The organism is Paenibacillus sp. FSL H3-0321, assembly GCF_038002865.1.
Lineage (GTDB): Bacteria > Bacillota > Bacilli > Paenibacillales > Paenibacillaceae > Paenibacillus_AQ.
Genome location: NZ_JBBODH010000001.1, coordinates 5068767 through 5093982, shown reverse-complemented (window position 1 = coordinate 5093982; position 25216 = coordinate 5068767). Strand labels below are relative to the sequence as shown.

General features: G+C 48.2%; 26 protein-coding genes. 9 read left to right on the top strand and 17 right to left on the bottom strand.

The genetic code is table 11. The features are described from left to right. Positions 1–7: 7 nt before the first annotated feature. Genes MHI45_RS22785 through MHI45_RS22775 form a run of 3 tightly spaced genes read right to left on the bottom strand, consistent with a single transcriptional unit; the run spans position 8 to position 4252 of the window. Positions 8–1555, bottom strand: a complete 1548-nt coding sequence (locus MHI45_RS22785; protein WP_144024290.1) for a HAMP domain-containing sensor histidine kinase — start codon at positions 1553–1555, stop codon at positions 8–10. Further along, entirely contained in the window at positions 1524–2222 is a 699-nt protein-coding gene (locus MHI45_RS22780) for a response regulator transcription factor (RefSeq protein WP_076110261.1), read from the bottom strand. The genes MHI45_RS22785 and MHI45_RS22780 overlap by 32 nt, the downstream gene beginning before the upstream one ends. A gap of 32 nt (positions 2223–2254) precedes the next feature. Next, complete coding sequence (locus tag MHI45_RS22775; RefSeq protein ID WP_076110260.1) at positions 2255–4252, bottom strand: serine hydrolase domain-containing protein; 1998 nt, start codon at positions 4250–4252, stop codon at positions 2255–2257. Positions 4253–4575: 323 nt separating this feature from the next. Here MHI45_RS22775 and MHI45_RS35230 point away from each other — a divergent pair, with 323 nt between their 5' ends. Further along, positions 4576–4656 (top strand): putative holin-like toxin, encoded by an 81-nt coding sequence (locus MHI45_RS35230; RefSeq protein WP_368665125.1) that lies wholly within the window; start codon positions 4576–4578, stop codon positions 4654–4656. 227 nt (positions 4657–4883) lie between these two features. Here the strand turns inward: MHI45_RS35230 and MHI45_RS22770 are convergent, their stop codons facing one another. Beyond that, positions 4884–8249 carry a HEAT repeat domain-containing protein gene (locus MHI45_RS22770; protein ID WP_076110259.1) on the bottom strand — a complete coding sequence of 1122 codons (3366 nt, stop codon included), beginning with the start codon at positions 8247–8249 and terminating at the stop codon, positions 4884–4886. A gap of 218 nt (positions 8250–8467) precedes the next feature. Here MHI45_RS22770 and MHI45_RS22765 point away from each other — a divergent pair, with 218 nt between their 5' ends. Then, positions 8468–8674 carry a helix-turn-helix transcriptional regulator gene (locus MHI45_RS22765; protein WP_076110258.1) on the top strand — a complete coding sequence of 69 codons (207 nt, stop codon included), beginning with the start codon at positions 8468–8470 and terminating at the stop codon, positions 8672–8674. Further along, positions 8674–8997, top strand: coding sequence for a DUF2178 domain-containing protein (locus tag MHI45_RS22760; RefSeq protein ID WP_076110257.1), 324 nt, complete (start codon positions 8674–8676; stop codon positions 8995–8997). The genes MHI45_RS22765 and MHI45_RS22760 overlap by 1 nt, the downstream gene beginning before the upstream one ends. 89 nt (positions 8998–9086) lie before the next feature. Here the strand turns inward: MHI45_RS22760 and MHI45_RS22755 are convergent, their stop codons facing one another. From MHI45_RS22755 to MHI45_RS22730, 6 genes are all read right to left on the bottom strand, one after another. Then, positions 9087–9821, bottom strand: coding sequence for an ABC transporter permease (locus tag MHI45_RS22755; protein ID WP_076110256.1), 735 nt, complete (start codon positions 9819–9821; stop codon positions 9087–9089). A 17-nt stretch (positions 9822–9838) separates the two neighbouring features. Then, positions 9839–10546: an ABC transporter permease gene (locus MHI45_RS22750; RefSeq protein ID WP_076110255.1), complete on the bottom strand. Its 708-nt coding sequence runs from the start codon at positions 10544–10546 to the stop codon at positions 9839–9841. After that, positions 10543–11454, bottom strand: coding sequence for an ABC transporter ATP-binding protein (locus MHI45_RS22745; protein WP_076110254.1), 912 nt, complete (start codon positions 11452–11454; stop codon positions 10543–10545). The genes MHI45_RS22750 and MHI45_RS22745 overlap by 4 nt, the downstream gene beginning before the upstream one ends. A gap of 129 nt (positions 11455–11583) precedes the next feature. After that, positions 11584–12681 (bottom strand): sensor histidine kinase, encoded by a 1098-nt coding sequence (locus MHI45_RS22740; RefSeq protein ID WP_076110253.1) that lies wholly within the window; start codon positions 12679–12681, stop codon positions 11584–11586. Further along, positions 12678–13391 carry a response regulator transcription factor gene (locus MHI45_RS22735; RefSeq protein WP_076110252.1) on the bottom strand — a complete coding sequence of 238 codons (714 nt, stop codon included), beginning with the start codon at positions 13389–13391 and terminating at the stop codon, positions 12678–12680. The genes MHI45_RS22740 and MHI45_RS22735 overlap by 4 nt, the downstream gene beginning before the upstream one ends. 86 nt (positions 13392–13477) lie before the next feature. Continuing rightward, positions 13478–14524 (bottom strand): LacI family DNA-binding transcriptional regulator, encoded by a 1047-nt coding sequence (locus MHI45_RS22730; RefSeq protein WP_052091801.1) that lies wholly within the window; start codon positions 14522–14524, stop codon positions 13478–13480. Between the two features lie 312 nt (positions 14525–14836). Here MHI45_RS22730 and MHI45_RS22725 point away from each other — a divergent pair, with 312 nt between their 5' ends. Genes MHI45_RS22725 through MHI45_RS22700 form a run of 6 tightly spaced genes read left to right on the top strand, consistent with a single transcriptional unit; the run spans position 14837 to position 20204 of the window. Then, positions 14837–15790, top strand: a complete 954-nt coding sequence (locus MHI45_RS22725) for a methionine ABC transporter ATP-binding protein (protein ID WP_076110251.1) — start codon at positions 14837–14839, stop codon at positions 15788–15790. Then, the gene (locus tag MHI45_RS22720; RefSeq protein ID WP_076110250.1) at positions 15775–16452 is read left to right on the top strand and encodes a methionine ABC transporter permease; all 678 of its coding nucleotides are present in this window, start codon (positions 15775–15777) and stop codon (positions 16450–16452) included. The genes MHI45_RS22725 and MHI45_RS22720 overlap by 16 nt, the downstream gene beginning before the upstream one ends. A 42-nt stretch (positions 16453–16494) precedes the next feature. Continuing rightward, positions 16495–17328, top strand: a complete 834-nt coding sequence (locus MHI45_RS22715) for a MetQ/NlpA family ABC transporter substrate-binding protein (protein ID WP_076110249.1) — start codon at positions 16495–16497, stop codon at positions 17326–17328. A 46-nt stretch (positions 17329–17374) separates the two neighbouring features. After that, positions 17375–17740, top strand: a complete 366-nt coding sequence (locus MHI45_RS22710; protein WP_076110248.1) for a tautomerase family protein — start codon at positions 17375–17377, stop codon at positions 17738–17740. Between the two features lie 11 nt (positions 17741–17751). Continuing rightward, a complete protein-coding gene (locus tag MHI45_RS22705) occupies positions 17752–18756 on the top strand; it encodes an aldo/keto reductase (RefSeq protein ID WP_076110247.1) in 1005 nt (334 codons plus the stop codon). Next, positions 18753–20204: a Sapep family Mn(2+)-dependent dipeptidase gene (locus tag MHI45_RS22700; protein ID WP_083675569.1), complete on the top strand. Its 1452-nt coding sequence runs from the start codon at positions 18753–18755 to the stop codon at positions 20202–20204. Before MHI45_RS22705 ends, MHI45_RS22700 begins: the two co-directional genes overlap by 4 nt. Before the next feature lie 78 nt (positions 20205–20282). Here MHI45_RS22700 and MHI45_RS22695 read toward each other — a convergent pair whose 3' ends face one another. From MHI45_RS22695 to MHI45_RS22665, 7 genes are all read right to left on the bottom strand, one after another. Next, entirely contained in the window at positions 20283–20852 is a 570-nt protein-coding gene (locus MHI45_RS22695; protein ID WP_076110246.1) for a GNAT family N-acetyltransferase, read from the bottom strand. Positions 20853–20883: 31 nt separating this feature from the next. Further along, the gene (locus MHI45_RS22690; protein WP_076110245.1) at positions 20884–21150 is read right to left on the bottom strand and encodes a GyrI-like domain-containing protein; all 267 of its coding nucleotides are present in this window, start codon (positions 21148–21150) and stop codon (positions 20884–20886) included. Continuing rightward, on the bottom strand, positions 21047–21412 hold the full coding sequence (locus MHI45_RS35225; RefSeq protein WP_076110244.1) for an AraC family transcriptional regulator: 366 nt from the start codon (positions 21410–21412) through the stop codon (positions 21047–21049). The genes MHI45_RS22690 and MHI45_RS35225 overlap by 104 nt, the downstream gene beginning before the upstream one ends. Positions 21413–21585: 173 nt before the next feature. Beyond that, on the bottom strand, positions 21586–22374 hold the full coding sequence (yaaA, locus tag MHI45_RS22680; protein ID WP_076110243.1) for a peroxide stress protein YaaA: 789 nt from the start codon (positions 22372–22374) through the stop codon (positions 21586–21588). Between the two features lie 95 nt (positions 22375–22469). Then, on the bottom strand, positions 22470–22781 hold the full coding sequence (locus MHI45_RS22675; protein WP_076110242.1) for a type II toxin-antitoxin system RelE/ParE family toxin: 312 nt from the start codon (positions 22779–22781) through the stop codon (positions 22470–22472). After that, entirely contained in the window at positions 22765–24645 is a 1881-nt protein-coding gene (locus MHI45_RS22670; RefSeq protein WP_076110241.1) for an N-6 DNA methylase, read from the bottom strand. The genes MHI45_RS22675 and MHI45_RS22670 overlap by 17 nt, the downstream gene beginning before the upstream one ends. Before the next feature lie 111 nt (positions 24646–24756). After that, positions 24757–25035: a type II toxin-antitoxin system Phd/YefM family antitoxin gene (locus MHI45_RS22665; protein WP_076110240.1), complete on the bottom strand. Its 279-nt coding sequence runs from the start codon at positions 25033–25035 to the stop codon at positions 24757–24759. Between the last annotated feature and the right edge of the window lie 181 nt (positions 25036–25216).

Here is a 25216-nt window from a genome sequence, read left to right as displayed (position 1 = left end):
ATGTAGTTCAGCTGTTGCATGGCGAACGCTCCAGTTCAATAATCATCCCTAGGCGTTCTCCCTCGATCCGCGCGTCCAGCTTACCCCCATGCAGCCTGATGATCTCGGCAGCAATGGATAGGCCCAGCCCCGCGCCTTCGCCAGCCCGCGACGAATCCCGCTTGTAGAACCGTTCAAACAACCGCTGCAGCTCCGCGCTGTCCATCGCTTGGGCCGGCGTGCTCCACAATTCCAGCCGCACCAGGAGTTGGCGGCGGCTCTCTGCCACCGGTTCCCGGAGGCGGATGACAAGCTCCGTATCTGCGCGGCTGTATTTGAAGGCGTTAGACAACAGATTTTCGAGCACCCGGACGAAAAGGTCAGCATCCACCTCCACATAAACCGCCTGATCCGGGAGCAGCAGAACCGGCTCAATATGCGTGTCCCTGCTTTGGGGATGGTACCCCTCCACAACCTGGCGCAGTAGCTCCTGCATATTCACCCTGCTCTTATTTATCACCGGCGGTTTCCATTTCAGCTTCGAAATTTCAAAAAACTCATCAATCAGCTTCTTTAAGTACCCGGTCCGCTCCTCCAGAACCTCGACGTACCGCTCCCTTTCCAGCTCACTGCCATATGATTTCTCTTTGAGCAAACTGAGAAAACCCATGATGGAAGTTAACGGCGTGCGCAGGTCATGGGAAATATTGAGCAGAAAATCCTTCTCCTTGCTCCGGCTTGCGACGATTTGCTCGGCCATATCATTCAGTGCTGTAGCCATGGTGGTAAGCTCGTTGTTGTATTTTAACGGGATACGAGCCTGAAAATCAGTCGCGTACAGCGTATGCGTGCCCCGTTCGAGAGTATGCATATACCGGATTCTCCCCCGGACACCAAGATAAAAAAGCAGCAAAAACACAACAACACCCAGCAAAGATACAGGACTCTCTGTATAAGTAATCGTGCTTGCAGCCACCAGATAGAGCCCGTTTCCGAGCTTCCGCGTTTCCTGCAATTTTGTGCCGGAGCCGTTGTTATAGCTGATGTTGATGCCTTCCTTTGGTGAAAAGAAAACGATATTGTAGACCTGCTCCTCCTCGGGATTGCCGATCACGAAACCTCCAGCCCCCGGCGCAGGGGAATAATCTGCGGTAGACAGCAACGCCTTTCCCCCCGGCAATGTCTCCCCGGAGCGGACAATGACAACATGCGAATTGGCTTGAAGCAGCTCCCCCTGCCCATTCACCACAGACACGACTACTTCCTCTGCGGCCCTAAAGCTTTTATTGTAGTCCAAGGGAAACTTGACCCGCAGCTCCTGCTCCAGCCGATGGGGAATAGCCGCCTCGCCTGCCCGGGCCTCCAGCCAAGCCGCCAGCGGATTGCCAACCTTCTCCCTGTAGCTCATCATCCGCTCCGTATCGGTCTGCGCCGGATAAAATAATGCCGAGCCTTTCAGGAAATGGGCTGTCAACGAAACTGCGACCAGCGTGGCTGCCAGTGACAGAATAAAAATCAGGACCAGTTCCCCGACTAGCCCTGTTTTAAGCTTCTTTGTCCACTTTATAACCAACACCCCAGACCGTTCTGATGTACTTGGAATTTTTGACGGTATCCCCCAGCTTTTCCCGCAGATTACGGATATGGGTAAGCACGGTGTTGTCGCTCTCCAGGTAGGTATCCTCCCAGACCAGCTCATAAATATCGCGTGAGGTAAACACCCGGCCCTTATTCCTGGCCAGCAGCAGCAATATCCCATATTCTTTTGGCGTCATGTTGATCTCCACACCATTTTTGGACACTACATGCTCCTCCGGCAACAGAGTGATATCCTTAATCTGCAGCTCCCCCGGGGCTACAGCCGTCTTTTCTGCAGCCGCCGGCCTGCGCTTTAAAATCGCTGAGATTCGCAAGGAAAGCTCCGTCAGATCAAAAGGCTTCGTCACATAATCATCGCAGCCGGCAATGAATCCCCTGATTTTATCCTCCTGCTGATCCTTGGCGGTCAGGAAAATTACCGGAACCTCCGAGATTTCCCTAATCCGCCCAATCAGATCAAAACCATTCATGACCGGCATCATAATATCCAGTAAAATGAGCTGAAAGACCTCATTCCGAATGTGTTCCAGCGCCTTCTCCCCATCATAACAGGACGAAATGCTGTACCCTTCCCGCTCCAAAAATATTGATAAAAATTCCACAATCGTCCGGTCGTCATCCACAATTAAAATCCGGGCGCACATCTCGGCCAGCCGCCTTTCGTTCCCTGTCTCCTCTATGCAAAAAGCAGCAGCTTCATCAGATACATGTAAAAGATTCCGCTCGCTCCGGCCAGTCCCATTCCCAGTATGACCGCTGCGTCAAGGAGATGCAGTTTTTTGCTTCGCCCATATTTTACCGCAAATCCAGCCGAGCACGCTATGCCTGCTGCGATTCCCGCTGCAAGGAGGTTGGCGGCAAGCAGCCAGTGGCCCTGTACCGCACGGCTTTCGGAGAAAACGCCCAACATCGTAACTACCGCCGTACCAAGAATAAGCGGAGCAATAAGATAGGCAGGAAGCCTGTGCCGCAGGCTCATCCGCTTGGGTCCCGATTTTTTGCGTCTGCAAATGGCAATCACTCCCGCTATAAGACCCAGCAATGCGCCAGCCAGCGCTACTTTCCAAGCCAATCCTCCGGCCCCTGCTTTCCAGGGATTCAGCTTAACAAACGCCTGGAAGGGCACTGTAGTATCCAGCACGGCATATTTGCTCCCGCCCTCCCCTTCTTTAAGCACAAGATATTTATTGACCTTTTTATTGTAAAAAATCTGCTTGCCAATCTGTGTATATTGCCCGTTCAGCGCCTCACCCGCCGATTTCAGGGTAACCGCCCCTTGCTCACTGACGGTCACTCTTGGTGTAACCATCTGGTAACGCAGCTTGGAAACCCCCGGGCCCAGTCCCTCGCTAATCACCATAGCGTATGTACCCGCGTAGGCTTGAATGCTTGCAGCGGGTTCCGGCGCCTCCCCGGTCGATTCGGCCAGCGGCTGATCCAGACTTACTCCGAAAAAGGAGTAGAACTGTTCCTCAAAGGCATCCCGGAAGGTCCCGTCGTCTCCTTCGTATTGGGAGTTGCAGCCGATGAAAAACCCGAGTCCCTTGGACGGCATGACAGATATCAGACTGGAAAAAGCCTCCGTATCTCCGGGGTGAACCAGAATGGCAGGATTTTTGTAGTTTTGAAAAAAGCCGTAGGCATAACCGGGCATCAGGGGATGCACGGAATATTGCAGCGAGTGCATCTGCTTGGCGGTGTCTTGTTGTAAAATCGCGTTCTCCCCTTGGCCCCCACCCTGCAGATGGGCCAATACAAACTTGCCCATATCGTCAGCGGTTGACCAGATAGAGCCAGCGGGGTAGGTCAAAACCTCTCCCTGCTTCATTTTGACAAACCCCTTATCGTAAGAATATCCCTGGGCCAATTGCTGGTTCAAACGCTCCGGCGTAAGATAGGTCAAGCTGTTGTCCATATGTAGAGGAGCAAAAATATGCTGGCGGATATAGTCATCGTAAGACAGGCCGCTTGCTCTTTCCACAATATATCCGGCGAGGGTGAAGCCTTCATTGCTATACTGCACCGCATCTCCCGGTGCCCTCACCAGCGGCGGCAGCAGCTTTTGCAGAGTCTGCTCCAGCGGAACCCGCTGCTCCGGTACCGTGTTCGACCAAGCCCCTTTGCGCTGTTCGGCATTGGCGAATCCCCCGGTATTGGTCAGCAAATGTTTCATGGTTAGCGGAGTTTTGTAAGAGTTGTCTACTTGCAGCGAATCCGGCAAATACTGGTTCACATCCGCCGCCAAGTCCAGTTTCCCCTGCTCCGCCAGCTGCATGGCTGCTGTAGCCGTAAAAACCTTGGAGACCGAAGCGATGCTGAAACGGGTCTTGAGCGGATCTACCGGCACCTTGGCCTCCACATCCGCATAGCCGTAGCCCTTCTCCAGCAAGACAGCGCCATCCTTGACCACCGCCAAAGTTACGCCCGGCACATGGTACTTGTCCATCGCTGTCTTCATAAATTCATCGGTCTGCTGCTCGAAGCGCTCCCGTTCCGCGGAAGCGGCTGCTTCCTCATGCTGCTCCGGCGAGGTGGCCGCTGCAGACGATAGCGACTGCGCCTCCTTCGGCTGCACCTTCATCGCTTGTGCCTGCGCAGACTGCGGCTGCATCGCCACTGGTTGCGCCAAAATCGCCACCACCAGCCCTATTTTCATCAATAACCCTGTTCTCATGCTCCCACTCCTGTCTCTATTAAGACCTTATAGGACCATGATACAGCGGCAACATGGAGAAAAAAGCGGTATAAATCTAAAGGAAAAATAAAGCCGCGCACAATGCGCAATCCGGCGAATAACTGCGAAATCGAAATAGGCCATGAGCTCTACTGACGTAGAAATTCATGGCCTTATCCATTTACGGAAAACCATACTATAATTACCCAAGTATTACCTAACGCAATCTTTCTAATTATAAAGCATCATGATATAATCGCAGAAGCAATAGAATAGGCTTAAAGGGTCGGTCGGCTACCTCTCTAAGAAGGGAGGGATGCCTTGTGACAGTGTTTGAAGCAATGATGATTATGCTAACCTTTGGTTCGCTTATCGTAGCGCTGCTGTCCAATAAACGCAAATAGACCGCCCCCTCACAAAGGCATGCGGTCTATCTGTCGTATCCTGTTTGTTGAGGCCTACCGCCCTTAGAAGCGGCTATTGCATGGGGAGTCGTGTTGGCAGCACGGCTCTCTTTGCATTGTACGCTTGTTCTGCTTTTATTATAACATGGCAAGAGGGGATTTCAATCCACACTCCACACTTTCCATGTGAAACAACGCCACTCTTCTTACGCTTTCTTTTTCCATAATTAATCGATTGCTGTCCAAATGTCTAACGCAAGGGAACGAATCTCAAGGTTCGTATGATTTCTATATAATCTTAAAAGCCGGGCACAATCCGGACTCCACAATAAAACACTTCCTGCAACCTCAAGCAATGAAAGTCCAATAAACTGAGATTCATAACAATCTTCCGACCCTATGACATCTACAATTTCTAATAGGGTTTCTGGATTCCAGTAGCCTTTGCTGTCTTTTAAATTTTGTGCAACCTGCTTATAGGCATCGCCTAAACGATGTGGCTGATTTGAAATGCAATGAACTATTTTAGTTAGGTAAGCAACGGATTCCTGAACATTATTCCAATCTATTGAGGCTACATACAATTTCATTACAACCTGCTTTAAGGTCTCATCCGCTGCCAGACAGTCAATAATACCCATATACAGAGGCACGAGGTTTACGCGTGTGTTCTTTGGCAAAGAGGTCAGTTGGTCAGCAAATTTCAACAGCCGTTGCCGATGAGGCAAATCTCTTTTGGCATTAGCATTCCATTCCTCAATAATTTCAACACTGGTCAAATCCTTAAACACACCAATTACCCTCTCATTGACCTTGCCATCACGGCATGTTTCTGTCAGCGTGTTCATTGCAATATTCCATCTGGCGTTATCTTCTAAATCCAGAATAACCTTTGCAGCGGCAGCCGCAATGATTTCTTCATGTCCATTTGTCCAACGTATCATACTGTTCAAAGCAAATCTTCCAACATCCGGATCTGTATGACCGGCAATTCTAATGATTAATTCTAAATACCGGGATCTATAGTTTACCGGAAGTTCATTGGGTTGTTGCAATAGTACACTTTTCGCAATATCACTTTGTGATGAAATGGCCATGTTGCTTAAAATCTTCCATCCGCATTCATCATCTAAAAGCTGTCTCGCTGCATGCCCTATGGCAATGATTACATCTTTATGTGCATTAGGCTTTTCAAACTCGTTCATCAATAGCGGAATGCTGTCACTGCTTCTATAAGCACCCAGTAACCGGATGGCCTCTTTTCTGACAGTGATTTTAAGTTTGTCCCGGTTTAACAGTTCTTTAAGTATTGAAGTCAATACAGCCGGATTCACTCTACGAATGCATCTGGGTATCGAGTACATGGCTACACGGGCTCTGTCTCCATCCAAATTCTCCAGTAGAACGGGAAGTGCCTTTTCGGGTTCTTCCAACAATGAAAGTGCATAAAGTGCAGCTTCTACTACAGCTACTTCCTTATCTTTTAAATACTTTACCAGCTTATCCGGACTGACCTCAGGCATTCTTGCCATTAGCTTTATAGCTGTTGAACGTTCATAAAAACTGCGTTTGGCATCTGACGCAATGCTTTCTATTGAGGTTCTAAAAGATTGTTGCTGACGCGGCAGCCACCTATGGAACCCATCCGTAGCCGGCACAACATGAATGGTTTTCCCCGTTAAAAACCTGCCCGAAATAACCTCACCCGAAATAAATGGATCCAGCCATTCTTGACGTTTCAGATGCAGATGCAGGAACACTTCATTTACGGTAATAAACGATTTATCCAGGGTTAATAATTCTCTGACTCTCTCATCCCGTGTTTTAGGATCTGCAAGCCAATGTCTTGCCGCCCGTACTGCGATAGAAGCTGTTTTCTCCTTCACCGCATCGCTTAGTAAATTTTGAAGTTTGGAGATGCCAAAGCCTCTTTTTCCAAAGGAGTTCGCCAGGCTGATCACCAAATTGTAGTCTTCCCTTTGATTTGCCGCCACTGCCAGCGGATAAATCACTTCAAATAAACGCTCTTCTATACCCCGGGGTATATTCTCCTGGAAGGATGGAAGGGTAAGCTGTCCGCTCTGCTTGGCTAACTTTACAATCGTGCTTAAAGCGAACTTAAAGATCTCACTTCCGGGATTTACTGCATTAAACCGCATAATCACAAATGCTAATTCCTGAGTGGCATGCCTTGTAGCATAGGAAGTATCTCTAGCCCCAATAATACTATCAACGAGTAAAGTAAGTTCCTTTACATTCTCATCCGTAAACATAGATGCCGGGCTGTTTGCGAGCTCTCTAATCACTGCAGAGCGTACAGGATCCTGATCATTTTTGATGCGGCCCAAATACACCAAAGTTTCATTCATACCTTGTCTTGATAACGCAGTACTCTTAATCAGCTGCACAAGTCCCATTGCGCGTTCGTCTGCATTAGAGGCATATGCCGCTTTTTCAAGCAGCTCTCTTGAATGATGAATAGAACGGCAAGCCGAAATCCTAACCGTTTTGTCCCGGCTGTCATAGATTTCACGCAGACCAAGCATTCGGGTTGCTTCCTTGTCGCGTAATGTATGCGGTAACTGATACAGTAATGTCTCCGGAAAAATCCGTGCTTTACGCTTGTCCTCTTCATAGACCGACTCAAAAATCGCCTTACGCTTTGAAGGAGCCATACACCCAAGTAATTTCGCTATATGTATGGGGTTATCTGCAAGCAGCCTGGCTAATTCAATCCATTGCTCTATGGACAAATAATTTTTTCTTTTTAAAATGCCATCCGGCACACCATGAGAGATCAGATCGCTTCGTGACTCCTTCCGGGTTAGCAGCTTATACACTGCTTCAGGATGGATTCGGACTAAAGTACCCAGATGTTTTTTAAGCGCAGGATGGATAATACCCATGGGTCCATGATTCATGGCACATTCGAGAATGAAATCCGGCTTTACATGGCATAAAGCTTCGATAGCTGCAGAAAATCTCCACCACACATATCCCTTTTCCCTAAGGGGGGTGCCTTCTAACGTTGTTTTAAAATACTCCGCAACGGCATCAAGATGACGGCTGGCTAATTTTTTCCAGTTCACAACGATATATCCAATCTCTGCAAGCCATTTACTGACCGTTTTCTTAGAACATGCAGGCAGCAGAATAGAGGCCTCCTCCGCCCCCCACCGGGCATACACCACAGGCAGTAAACGCTCCGCCAATTCTTGACGATTAATAAATGAAATACTGCGCAATACTTTGCGGCGGCAATCATGGGATAGCTCCGGAAGTTCACGTTCAATATCAATATCTGAAGCCACCTTGGCCAGAAGACCGGCTGCCTGATTTCTAATAGTAGCCATAGGATGCTTTAACGCTGACACAATAATCTTTGCATCCTGTGTGGCAATAGCCCCCGCTAAAGCTAACTGTGCCTCATAGACACCGCCTTCCAGTAATGACCCGAGCAATTTTGAATATCGGGCGGAACCATGATTATTACGGCCCAGTATAGCTATTTTATGAATCCTGTCTGAATAGCCTAGTGAGTCTAATTCTTTAAGCAGACTTTTTTTATCCATTGGATTTTTTTTGAAAATCATAGGTCCCCTCCTTCTCCTCTTCTTGTGTCATCTAAACTTTATTCTATATATATCAATCCATACCCTTTAAAAAAATCTCATACCATGCTTTCTTTTGCATCGGCAAAAATTCATTAGATTATTTTATCTATATTGTATCCTTTTATTGACAATATGTAACCAGGTCGTTACAATGATAATGTAATTGGTTGATTACATATAGGAAGGAGTTCATTACATTGGTTAATAATCGTATTAAAGTTTTGAGAGCTGAACGAGACTGGACACAAGCAGATCTGGCAGAACATGTCGGGATTTCACGACAAGCAGTTATATCCATTGAAAAATATAAATATACACCTTCGTTGGAGTTGGCTTTCAAAATTGCCAAAGCATTTAATGTATCTATTAATGAAGTATTTGTACTTGAGGAGGAGGAAAAATAATGATTTATCAATTCGTAATGTTAGTGGTGTTGGTCGTATTAGGTATATGCACTATTGCCCTTCCATGCTTCCAAGCTGTAAAAATAAAAGAATATAGAAATGATGAACGTTGGCAATTGATTCAGAATAAGGCGAACCACGTGGCAATGCACTACTATAGTGCACTTGGCTTTGCAATTTGTATTGGAGTTTTTATAACAACAATCTTCGATATTCAATATAGTATGGGTCTTGATAGAGTGTTGCTATATTCGTTAATTGCAATTTTTATGCGAAATGCAATTGAATTATTTTCCTTACGCCACTTTGATAAAGTTTTATAAGCTTTACAAACACAGTTAATACGAGGCCTTATTCGCAGACAAACTCCTTTGTTCCTAATGGAACTCAGGAGTTTGTCTTGTTCAAGAAGCTAGACCCTGCGCATAAGCGAACGGCGTCCCGCCCAGATGTAAACACCAGAGGTTACCGCCACAATGAGAATGAACGGGATCACATCCAGCCGGGGCGACAAAGCCGTTCCCCTTGGATACATCGCGTAGTAGGCCGTTGTAGAAGGAAACCAGGCGCCGATCGAAGCATGAAGCCCGGTAAGCACAATGTTGGCTATCACGATCGAAGCCGATAAAATCAAAGAGGAAACAAACGACTTCAAGCGCATAGATACCCATAACTGCAGCGCCGCAAACGGCAGTATGGCCAGCCAGCCCCCAACCGTACCGATGATCAATTCGGTAAAATCCAAATCGTTCCCCAATTGAAGCAGTTCTCCCGCGAGCAGATATGATCCGGCAAAAAGCAGTTGAATCAACCCCATCAGCAGCATCAGCGTTCCCAATTTGGCATAATAGACACGGTAACGGGGAATGGGCAGACAAAACAGTTGCTTCCAGCCCCCGTTTGTATGCTCATAACGGCAGATAAAAGAAGCTAGTACCCCGGCATAAAGCGGATAAAAAAACAAACCGTGAAAGCTGGCCATATGCAGATAAAAGGTTTTCCATCCGCGCTCAAAAAAACCGACAAAATTTTCCGAATTTAAACTATTCATTCCGAGCATCACAGTTCCCAGCGCACCGAGGAGGAACAGGATGAAGATGACGGGATACTGCAGCTTCATTCGTTCGGCTTTCATCAAATTTTCCATAATCACACCCCTGTTAATTAAAATTGTTTGTTTTTAAAATGCAAGGCCCCGGCGGCTAGCAGCACCGTTCCCAGGCCTGCACTGATGCCAATCCACCTCTCGGGATATGCCATGAACGGACTGGACATCGTCGGATAGGCCCATGGCCACAGCCAGGTCCATAATGCTGCTCCGCTGTCCCGCGCTATGAATAGGCCAGAAACAGCGCCCAGGAAGCCGATGGACATCGGAATGGCCGGGTTCGAGAATTGGATAGACAGCCACATCTGCAGCCCCAGCACCGCAGTTGATGCGAGAAAGCTGTACATAATTTGCTTGATTAGAAGCTGGAACGGCAGCGGTTCTGAAGTGTAGCAAATCCAGAGCAGGGTCAGGCCGGCAATAATCAGCAAGGCCGTACACAACAGCAGGAAAAGAACCCACAGCGCCTTGGCCCAATAAAGAACAGAGCGGGAAACAGGCAAGGTCAGCAGCTGCTTCCAACTATTGGATTCGTGCTCCAAACCGGCAATCATACCCGTGAATAACGCAGTATTTAGCAGCAATACGAAACCTAGAAACATATACATCACATTAAATACGCTGTATACACCTGCCGGGCCTTTGAAATAGAGATACCATTCCAGCGACATAAATGCGATGAACAGCCCGGCGCTGATAACCGGCAGCCAGCGGGCCGCAGGTTTGAGCCTCATGCCTTCAGCCCGCAGGGCCCGCCACATCATAAGCTTACTCCTTTTCCGGTCAACTCCATGAACAGCTCTTCCAGCGATTTGCTGTTTTCCCGTACATTCATAATCCCGTAAGGGCCCAGCAGTTTGAACAATTCTGCCTGCGACATACTGACATTCTCTGCCGAAATTGACAGCATATTTCCTTCCCGCTCCACGGCAAATCCTTGCAGCATTAGCGTGCGAAGCGCTTCCTCCGGGCGCTCCACTGCAAATTCCATGACTTTTCCCCTGCGCCGCTCCAGCATTTCCAATGCTCCCTGATAGACCAGCTTGCCGCTGCTGATAATTCCGATCTCATCTGCAATCGTATCCACCTCGCTCAGCAGATGGCTGGAGAGCATGATCGTCATTCCCTGATCATGGGCCAGTGACAGCATCAGATGCCGTATTTCTTGGATACCGGCCGGGTCTAGGCCGTTGGTCGGCTCATCCAGGATCAGCAGCTGCGGATCCCGCAGCAAGGCTGCTGCTATGCCGAGCCGCTGCTTCATGCCAAGGGAATATCCGCTCACCTTGCGGTTCGCGCTTGATGTCAGCCGCACAATTTCCAGCACCTCACCGATGCGCCGGTCAGGCAGCTTCAGCAGTGTGCTCAGTATTTTCAAATTTTTGTACCCGGTCAAATGCCCGTAATAGGATGGGTTCTCTACTAATGAGCCTACCTTGCGTAAAATCTCCTGACTGTTGCCCGGCATCTCTTGTCCAAAAATACGGATCGTCCCGCTATCGGCCCGGAGCAAACCCAGCAGCATTTTGATCGTTGTAGTTTTCCCTGCACCGTTCGGCCCTAGAAAACCGTATATTTTCCCCTCGGGAACCTCCAGGTTTACCTCATTCACCGACACCTGCTCGCCGAAGCGGCGGGTCAGCCCTTTTGTCTCCACTATAAGTTGTGGCATCTCCTGTCACCTCATATCTTTGATATAAAGACAATAATAGGCGCTGGAAGTAGCAGCGGGGTAAAGAAAAGTAAAAATTAAGTAAAAAAACAGGCCAACACCACAAAAAAGTGGATGTCCGGCCTGCATTCAATAAAGAAAAAAAAGTGTGATTTGCGTTCCTTGCTGCGGTTTGCTATGTACAGCCATTTTGCCGCAATGCCTTGTTACAAAACCCTTTGCCAGCACCATGCCCAGGCCGGAGCCCGTAAGTCTGGCCCGCGCCGACAGCATATTGTCCTCCGCAGCGTTCAGCCGCTCTAACGCCGCCGCATCGATTCCCGTCCCATTGTCGCGAATCTCAACCGTCAGTCCGTACTGATCCCAGCGTAGCCCGGTTTCAATGTGGCACCCCGCGGGATTGTGAACCACGGCATTCCACAGCAAATTATGCAGTGCCCGCCGAATCATGCGTTGGTCGATATCAAGACATTTCTCCCCGTCGGTATTGAAGGCAAAGGTATGCTGTGCAGCCAGCGGATGATCAGCGACATCGGTAACGATCTGCCTGATAAACCCTGCCATCTCCGTAGACTCCCGCGAGAGCGGAACCTCGCTGCCGTCCAGCTGATAGAAAGCATTCATATCTTCAATAAGCTGCTCTACCTGGATCGTCTTTTGTTCCATTAAGGAGCCGAACTGAATTATTTCTGCAGTAGACCACGCATATTGATCAGCGGCTGCAATCATGGAGCTGTAACCGCGAATATAGGCCAACGGGGTTTTCAGATCATGCCGCACGCCCGCAATCCAGCTTTTGCGCTTCTCATCCAATTCATGTCTTTCTTTCTCCGTACGCTGCATTGCAAGGGTCAATGTGGACAACTGCCCGATTATTTCTTTAAAGAGAGTATAAGGCAGCGTGAGCTGATTCCCGGGAATGGGGCGGCCGCGCCAATTACTCCGCGAAGGTTCATCATATTGACCTTGTGCCAGCCGCTTCAACCAGTTCAGCATATAAAAAATCGACTTCGTCAGGCTCCACAGATAGAAAACAAGCGCAGCCAAGCACACGATCAGGAAACTCCAGATTTGAAACTGTATGTACTCAATTCCCTTCAGCCATGGAACCATTTGCCGGATAAAAATAAAAAGGATAAACAGAACAAGCCAGGCGGCGATAACACCTATACCCAGGGCAAGCAAAAAAAGCAGCAGCCGCAAGCCAACACGAACGATCCCTTTCATATTTGACCAGCCGGTACGGGGTTCGGAATAAATTTGTAGCCTAACCCACGGAAATTGACAATGTAACGAGGCTGCTTCGGGTCCTGCTCTATTTTGTTTCTGATTTTGGAAATATAAATAACAACCGTTTTCTCATCGCCCAGCTGCATTTCACCCCAGACCTGTTCATAGAGCTGGGCCGTTGTGAACAGCCGGCTCGGATGCTCGGCAAAAAACAGCAGCAGCGCAAACTCCTTAGCCGTACAGTGAAGCTGCTGGCCGCGTACCGTCAGCCCGCCGGTATCCTTGCTGATTTCAAAATCAGCAAAAGTGTAACAGGCAGATGGAGCCTCCTGCTGATACAGTCTTCTTCTGGCAAGCTGGGCTTTGATCCGCGCCACCACCTCCAGGGAGTTGAACGGCTTGGTAATATAATCGTCCCCGCCCATCGCAAATCCGGTCAGCTTGTCATAATCGGCAGCCCGCGAAGTCAGGAATAAGATCGGGGCGTTTGTTTTTTTGCGCAGCTCCAGACACAGCTCGAAGCCATTACAGTCCGGGAGCATCACATCCAGTAAAATTATATCCGGTTCCCGGCTGTCCATCAGGCTCATCGCCTCCGCCCCGGTAGAAGCGGTAAGGACGGAAGAATACCCTTCCCTGGACAGCAGCAGTTCCAGCATGCAGGCAATTCCTGCTTCATCTTCTATAATCAATATCGCATCGTTCATCGCCATTTCCCTCCATTTTCCATCCTATTATACTGCAAAATGGAAATGGTATCTTCCGAGTGTGTCAAACCCGCCTGGAATTGGGCTCAGGCCTTCAAGTTCGGCAGGCCCTTGAAGCAAACGGAGGATTTCCGGACAATAAGCTTGGGCGGGATAATGATCTTGACCGGATCGCTCTGCAAGCCTCCGATCCTGTCCAGCATTTGCCGGGCCGCCTCAACGCCCCATTGGTCATGAAAGACCGATACTGTGGTCAGCTTAGGCTCCACCGTTTCCGTCTCCAGAATATTGTCAAAGCCCACAATGGCCATATGCTCACCTGGGATAAAACCTTGCAGCCGCAAGCCGATGGTGACGCCAAGGGCAATAATATCATTATGGCAGAAGCAGGCCGTCGGCGGGTTCTCCAGCTGTAGCACCTCCTGAATGGCGCGGATTCCTCCCTCACGGTTCAGCGGGGTAGGTATAATGAGCTTGGGGTCCACTTCCAGGCCGTATTCCTGCAGGGCGCTGCAGTAGCCGTCTATCCGTTCCTGGTAGGCTGTATTGCCGGGAAGCATACCACCGATATAGGCGATCCGCCGGTGTCCCTGCTCTACCAGATGCCGGACAGCCAATTGGGAACCTAGTCTGTAATCCGTTCCCACATAATCCGCGCCGGAGCCCGCCACCTCCCGCCCCATGAGAAGCGCCGGTATTTGCAGGGCGCGCAGCTTGTTGAACAGAGTCGGCTGGGTGTCGACCACCGGAGTCAGAATAATCCCGCATACCCGGTGCTCCAGCATCGTTTCCAGCACCCGTTCCTGCTTCTCCCGGGATTCGGAGGACATGCCCAGCAGGAAAGTAAACTGCTGTTCATAGAGCATGTCCTCGACCTTCGTTAGCATCTGATGATAGAAGGGGTTTTCAAAATCGGTAATCACGATTCCCACTGTGGAAGAGCTTTGGGAGCGGAAGCTCGCCGCCACCCTGTCATACACATAGCCGAGCTTTTCGATGGATTCTATTACTTTCTTGTGGGTGCTGGGCTTAATAGACTTGCTTCCTCTGACGACCAGCGATGCTGTCGCCCGGGAAACCCCGGCATCATCGGCCACATCCTGAAGGGTAACCCGCTTGTCCCGCGAAGCCAAACCGCATTCCTCCTTTTTCCGTACGATTCATTTCCTTTATCCGGATAAATTTACAATAGTATAGCATACATTTCAAACAGATAATATTTAGTATTGACAGGCTCACAGGCACCTGCTACGATTATCCCCAGTAAACTTATATGCATTTAAGATTATTATTTCCGGACGGAACAAAAATTTTTTTTCTCACAAAATTAGATCGATATAATTTTACGGGAAAAGGACGGTTTCGGCAAGATTTATTCCCCGGAAAGCTGCAGAAGGTTCCATGTTGTCTGGTTATCCGGTTGTTACGGTGAAAGGGGTTTTGCCATGATCGAAATCAAAGAGTTATACAAATCCTTCGGGGACAAGCCTGTACTCTCGGGCATTAATGTAACCATCGGGGACGGAGATATTTATGGTCTTGTAGGTATAAGCGGCGCCGGGAAGTCCACCCTGCTGCGCTGCATCAACGGGCTGGAAACCTTCGAACAGGGGACCCTGCGGGTGAACGGTACGGACATCAGCAGGCTGCGTGGTGCCGAACTCCGCAAGTTCCGCAGCGGCATCGGCATGATCTTCCAGCAGTTTTCCCTGTTGGAGCGGAAGACTGTTTATGAAAATATCATGTTTCCGATGAAGTGTTACAACTACAAGAAAGCTGAGGCTGATGCGCGTGTTCATGAGCTTCTGCGGCTGGTGGAGCTGTCGGACAAAATCCACTCCCGGCCCAACCAGCTTTCAGGGGGCCAGAAACAACGGGTAGCCATTGCCAGAGCCCTGGCCATGAATCCGAAGATTCTGCTGTGTGACGAAGCTACCAGCGCCCTGGATCCCAATATTACAAACTCCATCCTGGCGCTTTTGAAGAAAATCAATCAGGAGTTGGGCATTACCATCGTGATTGTGACTCACCAGATGGAGGTAGTGAAGGAGGTCTGCACCGATATGGCTCTCTTGAGCAAAGGGGAGCTAAAGGTATCGGGTTCCGTGCAGGATATTTTCCTGGGCCGCTCAGAGGTGCTGGACGAGCTTCTCGGGTTGCCCGGTACGGGGCAGCCGGAAGACAAGGTAGTGTTCGAGATCGTACAGCGGCCAGGTCAGAATGATCTGCTGTCACGGTTCGCCACAGCTACGGGAATCCGTTTCGAGGTTGTATGGGGCGGGCTTGACCGGTATGCGGAGAGCATCGCGGGAGCCTTTACCCTTGCGGTGGACAAGGACGACTTCCCCAAGGCACAGACTTTTCTTGAGGATACGAGTACAGAATGGAGGAGAGTGTAATTTACCAGTACGATTTCCAGACCATTTTGGACCGCATCATTTTGCCCGGCTTGCGCGAAACGCTTATCATGCTGGGCGGCACAGTCGTCACCTGCACCTTCTTCGGCTTTGTGCTGGCGCTTATTCTTATTACCACCGATGTGAACGGGCTCAGACCCAACCGGCTGGTGTACGAAACCATAAGTGCCATTATCAACGTGCTTCGCTCCGTGCCCTTTATCATTCTTATTATTACCATCATTCCGCTGACACGGCTTGTGGTGGGCACGACCATCGGAACCACGGCGGCTATTTTTTCCATAACCATTGTGGGCTCTCCGCTTATCGCCAGACTTCTGGAGGGCTGCTTCAAGGAAGTTAATCCCAGCCTCATCGAGGCAGCCAAATCCTTTGGTGCCTCTGATTGGCAAATTACATTCCATGTCATTGTGAGTGAATCCATTCCGTCCATCGTATCCCATCTGACCTTAGGGTATGTTTCCCTGCTCGGCTTTACGGCCATGGCCGGCACAGTGGGCGCTGGAGGACTGGGAGCGGTGGCGCTGACCTACGGCTACCAGAACTTCAACGATACCATCATGTACAGCACTGTGGTCATTCTCATTGTTATTGTGCAGTTCATCCAGTTCGGCGGCAATTTTCTTTATCGAAAGCTAAAATAAGCTTTTATTCCAAACCAATCCCAAGAAAAGAGGTATGCTTTTATGAAAAAAATGTCCTTCACCGCTCTGTCGCTGGTCATCGTCCTTTCCCTGTCGGTGTTGGCGGGCTGCGGCAAAAGCGCCTCCGGTGACCAGTCCAAACAAATCGTCATCGGGGTTATCGCCCGTGAGCAGCCGGATATCGATTACGTGGCCGAAAAGCTGAAGACCGAAGGCTATGACATTGAGGTGAAGGTGTTTAACGACAACATCGCGCTGAACAATGCCACAGCGGAAGGCGAAATTGACGCCAACTACTTTCAGAATGAGAAGTACCTGACCAGCTTCAACCAAAGCAATGGTACGAACCTGATTACCTATGGTCCAAATATCTATACGACTCCTGTGGTTTTTGTATCTAAAAAACACAAAAGCTTAGACAGCCTTCCGGAAGGTGCCAAAATCGGCATCGCCAACGATTCCGCCAACCGGGCCCGGGAACTGCAGCTGCTTGCCACCAACGGTCTAATCAAGCTCCGTGAGGGTGTAGATCTGCCAACCCTGCTGGATATTACGGAAAACAAGAAAAAGCTAAATTTTGTAGAAATTGATCCCCGGAGCCGGGTAGGCGCATTTGCTGACCTGGAAGCCATGACCGCTCCCTCCATTACCGTGTATCAAATGAAAGATCCCGAGGTCACCATCGATACGGCGCTGCTTCAGGAAACCCCAGAGGTTTACAAGCAGTACGGGGGTATCGTTCTCGCTATCAATAAAGACACGGAAGAACAAAACAAGGAATGGCTGGATAAGGCTGTGAACATTCTGTCCTCCAAGGAGTATGCGGAATGGCTGCTAGAAACCTATAGCGGTGTGAAAAAACCTTACAACTCATAATCCGGCACTATTAAAATCTTATATAAAAAAAGGAGAACTGATCCAAATGGCAACTGTAATCGTTTTGGCAAACACATCCCTGAATGAGGCTGACAAAAAACGTTTTGTAGAGGAAATCGGCACCGCCGTAACGGAATCACTGCAGCTTCCGCCCCATCTGAAATCCATCACCCTGCAGGAGTTTCCGCGTATCAACAGCACGCCGAAGGATTACGAGGAGATTACCTTCTTCGTGTACACAGCTCCGGGCAAACCTGTGGAAGCCAAGCGTGCCCTTGTCCGCAACATCCAGCTTACAGCGGAGCGGGTACTGGCCGGAGTGAACGTGAAGACCATCGTCATTATTAAGGAACACGGAGATGAAAATGTGGGCGTGGGCGGCCAGCTGCGGCTGGACCAGATCCAGGCTTAAGGAGCGGCGCTATGAAAACAATGCAAATCGGCAGTAGTGGAATCGAGGCTTCGGTCCTGACTCTGGGCGCTTTCGGCATGGGCGGGGGCTTCCAGTTCCCGGACACGGACGATGGGGAATCCATCCGGGCCATCCATGCGGCACTGGATGCAGGCATCAACTGCATCGATACGGCGCCCGTGTACGGCTTCGGCCACAGTGAGGAAATCGTGGGACAAGCGATCAAGGGAAGACGCGACAAGGTGATCCTGTCTACCAAATGCGGGCTGTGGTGGGGTGATGAGGAAGGCAGCTACCGCTTCACCTGGGAGGGGCGCCGGGTCAAGCGCAACCTTAGCCCCCGTGTCATCCGCATTGAAGTAGAGGAGAGCCTGAAGCGGCTGGGTACAGATTACATCGATATTTACTATACTCATAACCCGGCCATAGAGCCGTTCCTGACGCCTATTGAGGAAACCATCGGTACCTTGATGGAGCTGAAGAAGGAAGGGAAAATACGGGCCATTGGTGCATCAAACTGCGAGCCCCATCATATTCAAAGCTATATCGGGCACGGGGAAATTTCCATTGTACAGAAGAAATACAACATGTTGTCCAGAGAGGCGGAGGCGGATGTGCTGCCTCTGTGCAAGGACAATGGCATCAGCTTCCATGCCTATTCCCCGTTGGCCCAGGGTCTTCTTAGCGGGCACATCGGCAAGGATTACCAACTGCCCCAGGACGATCCCCGGCACAATGACCGCTGGTGGCAAGGAGAGGCTTTCCTGCTGGCTGTTGATTTCGCCCGGGAGCTCGAGGGATTTGCGCTGGAATTCGGCATCTCCACCAGTTCTCTGGCAGTGGCATATTTGCGGGCCAAGCATGAGCATGTGAATGTAATTCTGGGCATCCGCAAGGAACGCCACCTGCATGAAAATCTGGCCGGAGCAGACTTCCGTTTCCCGGACGGTGCTATAGAGGAAATCGACCGCCGGCTTAACCGGCTGCATCTTACGGCTGCCGGGCAGGGCCGATGAAGCCAAGCTCTATGGAGATGAAGAGCAGCCAGGAACTGGACTGGCACATTTCTCAGTTTCTTGAAGCGAACCAGGAAGCCATGATCGAGGATGCCAAAGGGCTCATCCGCATCAACAGCGTAGGCCTGGCTTACAATCCCGGAAGCTCCCAGCCCTTCGGCGAAGGCTGCAGCTCTGTCCTGGACGAAGCCATCCGGCTCATGCAGCGGGAGAAGCTGGATGTGACGGACTTTGACGGCTACGGTGTCAAAGGGGAATTGGCAGCTTCGGAGCGGGGAAGCATCGGATTTTTCGCCCATCTGGACGTGGTGCCGGAGGGCGGGGACTGGAGCTTCCCGCCTTACGAGCCCTTTGTACGGGATGGCTACCTATTTGGACGTGGGGCCATGGATAATAAAGCGGCGGCTGTGGCGGCGCTTTATGTGCTGAAATTTTTTGCTGACAGCAAGCTGCCCCTCGGGCATGGGCTGTATCTGTTTCTTGGCTGCAATGAGGAAAACGGCATGCGCGATATCCGCCACTTCCTGTCCCGGCATGAGCCTCCTCAGTTCGGGATTGTGCCTGACGCCTATTTTCCCCTGTGCTTTGCCGAAAAGGGAATGCTGCGTGCGGACTTCGAAGGTGAAGTGGCAGACGGCAACCTGCTGGCCTTCAACGGAGGAACCGAATATAACGTGGTTCCCGCAGCCGCCTCGGCAATCTTGCGGGACGTGGACCCGGAGCATGCAAGACAGGTGCTGCCCGGTTCCTTCACGGTTGAGGCTCTGCCGGAGGGCATCCGCATTACGGCATCGGGAAAAGCGGGACATGCTGCCTTCCCCGAGGGCACGGACAATGCTGCCGTGAAGCTGGCAGCCGCTCTTGCCGCCCATGGGCTGGTTCGGGGCAGCCGGACGCTGCGGGCGCTGGCTTTCGTGCAGGAATGCTTCGCCAGTCCTTACGGGCATGGCTTGGGCATCGCCTTCCGTGACATGTCGGGAGAAGCCACAGTCAATGCAGCCGTCCGTATGGAAAACGGCAGGCTTCGCCTGTTATGCGACATCCGCTACGGGGTTACCCAGGAGAAAAGCGGTATACAGCAGTTGCTGGAAGAGGCGGCTGCCCGTTACGGTATGCGGCTGACCCGCACGGAGGATAGTCCGCCGCATTATATCGCCCCGGATGACCCCATTGCGGCGGCCCTATGTGATCTGGCCAACCGGGAGCTGGGCACCAACCAGCCCCCTTATGCCATGGGCGGCATTACCCACGCCAGATGGCTGCCACGGGCAGCAGCCTTCGGCCCTCTGCGCCGGGACAAGCCCTCCCCTTTTCCTGCCGGAAGAGGAGGAGGTCACCAGCCGGACGAGGCCATGTATTTGGAGGCCATATGGGAGGCCTTCCAGATTTATGTTAAGGCGGTTCTTGTGATAGACAAGCTGTTAAGCGAGGAGAAAGAACAAAATTAACAGTGTGAAGCACCGGCCTGAAGGGTCGGTGCTTCTGGTTGTCTCCACTGGCATGGAACCCGAATGGAGAAGCTTTTTTCACTCTACATAGTCTTCTTTTAAAATACTGTATATCTCTAAATCGATGATTCCTTTACCTGCCCATAGTGTCGCTTGTCTTAATGTTCCTTCTTTGATGAAGCCATTCTTCAATAATACCTTCTTTGAAGTCTCATTTAGAGGCATCACTTCAGCTTGTATTCTGTTGACGTTGACATCCATAAACAAAAAATCGATTAATATTTTTACCGCTTCGCTAGCAATACCTTTGCCCCAATGTGCTTCCGATAAAAAGTAGCCAATCGTCACAGCATTTACCTTTTGATTAAAGTCGGCAGCTTCAATAATTCCAAGCAACCGATCAGGTTTAGGACTGGCGAATATCCCCCACTTAACTCTTGACCTTTTATTAAAATCTCTCTCGAAATGGCCAATCATATTTTTCACAGTATCTTTATTGTGTTTGGGTATTATGCCACAGTATTCAAATACTTTGTCATTGTTATAGATTTCAAAAACTTCCTCAAGATGATAATCTTCAATCTTCTTCAATACGAAACCCTCTGACTTCAGGTTAGGTAACTGCTCAAAAACCGCTTCAATGTTCATTCCGTCACGCTCCATATTTTCTATATTTAAGTCATCGTGTTTTCTTGACCGGTATGTATAAATCGACTTTACATTTCCCTTCCTTATCCTTAGCAGGATCATTCATACAGAATTCGAGGCGTGGCCTATCGTCGGCATCATACTCACTGTTCGGTAACCATAGACTGAATACATTTTGATAGGCGAGAACAAATTTATCGATTGTGTCGTAGTATGGATATACAGCATACATTCCACCGGATAGTGTTTTGAATTCCACATGTTTTGTATGTCCGGATCTCTCGAATCCATTTGGCAATGTGACACAAGCATCGTATCGGCAAGCAAATTCTTCTACGAGATTTATTAGTTTCAGCCAAAAGATAAACAGCCTTTTGTAAACGCTCTTGATTTACAAACGCAACTGGAGTCACACCGACAATAGAGGTAAATATTCTTGTAAAATGATATTTCGAAAAATTTGAAACGCCAGCCAATATATCGAGAGTGAGTTTTTGATTGCTATTTTCCTTAATGTATTTAATTACGTTATCAATCCTATTAATATAGTCATTATTCATCTATCAATCCCCCAATATCTATGTATTTATTGATTACTAAAATTATACATTATTTGCATCCATTATAAGCGCTTATAAATAAGTAAGGGTGAACGGGTCTATTGCAGCAAAAAGCTCAAGCACCGGGCATATAGCCGCAGGCTTGAGCTTTTTAACTGTTTTAATTCCTTCAATCAATTTCCTGTTCCTATACAGACTTTATTACCACCAGTTTTCGTAACTTTTTGTATAAACACATAGGTGCTCTCATTTGACAACTCATCCACAAATTCGAAATCAAACCCGGTAAACCCTTTGATATCCTCCACGCACCTGATTTGCCGCTCAGCCATGAAGCGTACCATTTCACCTCGGGCCATCTTGACCAGGGTTGCTTTTTCAATCACCTTACCACCGATGTACTGCCCGAATACACAAGTAACCATTCGAACTTCTCTGCCCAGATAAGGGGCAATGCATTTGCTGTATTCCTTAGAGGCTAAATTCAGAATGCAGCCGCTCTCCGCAAGAAGCTGATCGGCCAGTTTTCTGCCCCAAAATCCATAAATCGAACTGAAGCCCGGTCCGGCCAGTTTGGCCTGCATTTCCAGTCTGTATGGAACAACCCCGTCAAACGGCCGGAGTATCCCGTAGAACCCCGACAAGATCCGTAAATGCTGCTGAAGATACTCCAGCTCCTCCGTTTCTAGCACCCCCGGTGCCATGTATTGATACTGAATCCCTTCGTAGGCGAAGAGAGCAGGTACCAAATTGCGGGTTAAATCCATATTCTCAATCCGCTGGGCATTCAGCGTGGTGATAGCATCATTGCATTTCCATAGGGATTTTGCTTCTTCATAGTTCAGCTTTTTTAATGTGGCCAGCAGAATTTCCGACTCGTTTATAAATTGCGGCATCTGGCGGCTAGTAAAGACATCCGTGTCCGGCTTCATCTTTTTGGCAGGCGAAATAATAATTCTCATGTTGCTCCCTTTTCTTGCCCCGTGGGGAAAATAATGTACCCTTATCCTATTCCAATTGGTCTTCGGAACCAGGCTATCATAGTTTACTTAGAAACTTATATCAGATCTTCATATTTGCGCTTACCGTAGAGTATTCGTCTAATTTCAACAATATCGTCAAACACGACATAGAATACCATATAATTCTCTACAACTAGAAAACGATATTCATCTTTTAGACCATTAATGTTGTAACAGATCGGCCCTGAAAAAGGGAACAGCTCTAACCTGGATATGGCCTCATCAAACTTATCCACGAGATCATTCGCTGCATCCGGCGCAGAAAGCTCATTACACACATAATCAACAATGTCCTGCAAATCTAAATAAGCCAAAGTTAGATAACGCAGTTTATATTTCCCGTCCATAAGCGCCTCCTCCAGGTGAATTACTCATACCTATCTGTTCCAACAACCAGCCTCTTTCCAGAGAAAATCTCTGTTCGGCTTCTTGAATCTGCTCTTCATATTTCCGCTTATTCTCTCTAAGCTCAGCTCCTACTCGATTCATCAAATCTATAGAGAGTAAGGGGATTTCAAATTTTTCTAATTTGGACGGATTAATCAATTTAATTGTAGTCCCTGTCTGCAGACCATCAAGCATTCTACGTCCCACTTCACTTTGTAAGAACTCATACAAAACATAGACATTATATAGAGCATGATCCACTCTGATGATGGACAGGTTACCGCTCACAAAAGCTTCCTCACACTTCTCTTCTACAATTGCGAATTTGACCACAGACCCTTTGGAAGTCATGATGATATCCATAGGGCGGATCGCAAATTTCTCCAGCCAGTCCTGCTTCTTATACGTTATCCTTGACTCCTCATCATAGGCAATTCTTCCATTCTCGATATCTTTAATATTCAATAAATAGTGAGTGGCTGTATTTGATAGCTCCTCAAGCTCTTCTTTCGTTAGTTGAACGCCACGTCTAATTGCGGCAATCTCACCAAGCTTGACTGTTTGATGAAAAGAATGTTTCAACACATCAAAGTCTAAATATTCCTTGGGGTTAAGACTATAATCGTACTCTCTTATCTTCGCCAGATCAACAAATCTGCTGAAGTTCTCCTCTTCAATTCCATTTCTATATGCATAGACAATTTTCGAAATCCCCTCTTCCTGAATCGAGCATTGGTTCCTATTTAATCTCTGTGTATACTTGCTGGCGTCAATAAACAATATCAGTCCACGCCTACTTTTTGACTTAGCCTTATTAAATATAATGAGTTCTGTACCCACTCTCGTTTTAAGGTAAAGATTCTCCGGCAACGTAATTACTGCTTCAATTAAGTCTTCTTCCGTAATCGCTTTGCGAATATGCACTTCAGTACTCCTTACCAACGTGCCCTTTGTGCCGACTACGGCTGCTTGTCCATGGTTATTTAAATGATATAAGGCATTCTGATAAAATGCCCAATCTGCAGAGGACTTGGGAGGAATGCCATACTTGTATCTTGGATCATTCTGACCTTCCGATTGGTTCCATACCATTCCGAAAGGAGCATCTGACCAGATAAAGTCAACCGTTAACCGTTCAGGCTCTCGATAAATCCTATCTAACACATCTTTATTCGTAATATGAAAAAAGGGGATATTATTGATGTTCAACAATAACTTCGAAATCAAATAATCTGATGCATTTTTCTCTTCACCATAATAAGAGACAGGCTTATTAGATCCCTCAACTCTGAAATGTCTAAACAATTCAATTGCAAAACTAGATATTCCAGAACAATAATCAGCAACTGAAGAAATATTCTTGAAATCAATCAAACCCAAAACTAGCTTAATGATTGTTTCCGGCGTCTGATTCCCTCCATTATTACTACTATATTTCAACGCAATGAAATTAATAAATTGAACAATCTCTTCTTGATCGATGAATTGAATATTGATAATCTTCTCAATCATTGTTTTAAAGACTGTGTCAGAGTAGTTATATTGAAGGAATGAGGGAACCAATCCTGTAAAAACTCCTTTAAACTCTTTGTGTAGATGCTCAAGTTCAATCACGGTTTGGTCCAGCATATGGGCAATTGATCGTGATTCTGAGAGTACAGCTCGAGAAACTTGGTCCTTTTCACTATATTCTAACTCTCTTAAATAAAATATAGTCACAATAACCAAGATCATTCGAGCTATCTGTTCGTTAGGATAGAGGCCCTCTAGATCTTCCGTTATGGACTCAAGTATGTATTTAAGCTCGTTCTCTCTTTTATTCATTAGCGTACCTCCAAATATGTATGGCCATACCTATTTATAACTTTCTAAAAAAACACGTCTTAGTAAGACGTGGGAAAATCTTCTCATGGTTAAAAATGGATGTAAATAATGTTACTTATTGGGTCTATTCCGAATCTGCATCCTCAAATTATTGAACACCTCAGAGTGACTATAACGTTCATTAGAGGTATCAGCTTCATGCTCAGATTCTTTAAGCTTCATAAAGATCTCTTGGTTCTGTTGAATATTTTCATATTGCTTGATGCTCATAACAACCATATCACCATATCCGTTTTTCGTGAGAAAAACTGGTTCCTGACTTTCGTGTACTATTTTAGATATTTCAGCAAAGTTGTTGCGCAAATCGGATACAGGTCTAATCTGTGGCATAGCTCCCCCTCCTTCTTAGCGACATCATATCATAATTATGATATCGATTCAATATTATGATCCATGTGAAGGTTACAAACATTGCTCCCCTTATCTCCATCATACTTCTCTTATCATAACTCTATACAACCTTATCATGGCAAAAAAGCTCAAGCATCGGCATATAGCCGCAGGCTTGAGC

Bases quoted from the DNA above. Each gene is read 5' to 3' on its own strand.
- MHI45_RS22745 (WP_076110254.1), bottom strand. From the start codon at position 11,454: ATGCCACAACTTATAGTGGAGACAAAAGGGCTGACCCGCCGCTTCGGC.
- MHI45_RS35225 (WP_076110244.1), bottom strand. From the start codon at position 21,412: ATGAATAATGACTATATTAATAGGATTGATAACGTAATTAAATACATT.
- MHI45_RS22665 (WP_076110240.1), bottom strand. From the start codon at position 25,035: ATGCCACAGATTAGACCTGTATCCGATTTGCGCAACAACTTTGCTGAA.
- MHI45_RS22755 (WP_076110256.1), bottom strand. From the start codon at position 9,821: ATGGAAAATTTGATGAAAGCCGAACGAATGAAGCTGCAGTATCCCGTC.
- MHI45_RS22775 (WP_076110260.1), bottom strand. From the start codon at position 4,252: ATGAGAACAGGGTTATTGATGAAAATAGGGCTGGTGGTGGCGATTTTG.
- MHI45_RS22700 (WP_083675569.1), top strand. From the start codon at position 18,753: ATGAAGCCAAGCTCTATGGAGATGAAGAGCAGCCAGGAACTGGACTGG.
- MHI45_RS22695 (WP_076110246.1), bottom strand. From the start codon at position 20,852: ATGAACATTGAAGCGGTTTTTGAGCAGTTACCTAACCTGAAGTCAGAG.
- MHI45_RS22760 (WP_076110257.1), top strand. From the start codon at position 8,674: ATGATTTATCAATTCGTAATGTTAGTGGTGTTGGTCGTATTAGGTATA.
- MHI45_RS22780 (WP_076110261.1), bottom strand. From the start codon at position 2,222: ATGTGCGCCCGGATTTTAATTGTGGATGACGACCGGACGATTGTGGAA.
- MHI45_RS22740 (WP_076110253.1), bottom strand. From the start codon at position 12,681: ATGAAAGGGATCGTTCGTGTTGGCTTGCGGCTGCTGCTTTTTTTGCTT.
- MHI45_RS22705 (WP_076110247.1), top strand. From the start codon at position 17,752: ATGAAAACAATGCAAATCGGCAGTAGTGGAATCGAGGCTTCGGTCCTG.
- MHI45_RS22720 (WP_076110250.1), top strand. From the start codon at position 15,775: ATGGAGGAGAGTGTAATTTACCAGTACGATTTCCAGACCATTTTGGAC.
- MHI45_RS22715 (WP_076110249.1), top strand. From the start codon at position 16,495: ATGAAAAAAATGTCCTTCACCGCTCTGTCGCTGGTCATCGTCCTTTCC.
- MHI45_RS22675 (WP_076110242.1), bottom strand. From the start codon at position 22,781: ATGGACGGGAAATATAAACTGCGTTATCTAACTTTGGCTTATTTAGAT.
- MHI45_RS22725 (WP_076110251.1), top strand. From the start codon at position 14,837: ATGATCGAAATCAAAGAGTTATACAAATCCTTCGGGGACAAGCCTGTA.
- MHI45_RS22670 (WP_076110241.1), bottom strand. From the start codon at position 24,645: ATGAATAAAAGAGAGAACGAGCTTAAATACATACTTGAGTCCATAACG.
- yaaA (WP_076110243.1), bottom strand. From the start codon at position 22,374: ATGAGAATTATTATTTCGCCTGCCAAAAAGATGAAGCCGGACACGGAT.
- MHI45_RS22750 (WP_076110255.1), bottom strand. From the start codon at position 10,546: ATGATGTGGCGGGCCCTGCGGGCTGAAGGCATGAGGCTCAAACCTGCG.
- MHI45_RS22710 (WP_076110248.1), top strand. From the start codon at position 17,375: ATGGCAACTGTAATCGTTTTGGCAAACACATCCCTGAATGAGGCTGAC.
- MHI45_RS22735 (WP_076110252.1), bottom strand. From the start codon at position 13,391: ATGAACGATGCGATATTGATTATAGAAGATGAAGCAGGAATTGCCTGC.
- MHI45_RS22770 (WP_076110259.1), bottom strand. From the start codon at position 8,249: ATGATTTTCAAAAAAAATCCAATGGATAAAAAAAGTCTGCTTAAAGAA.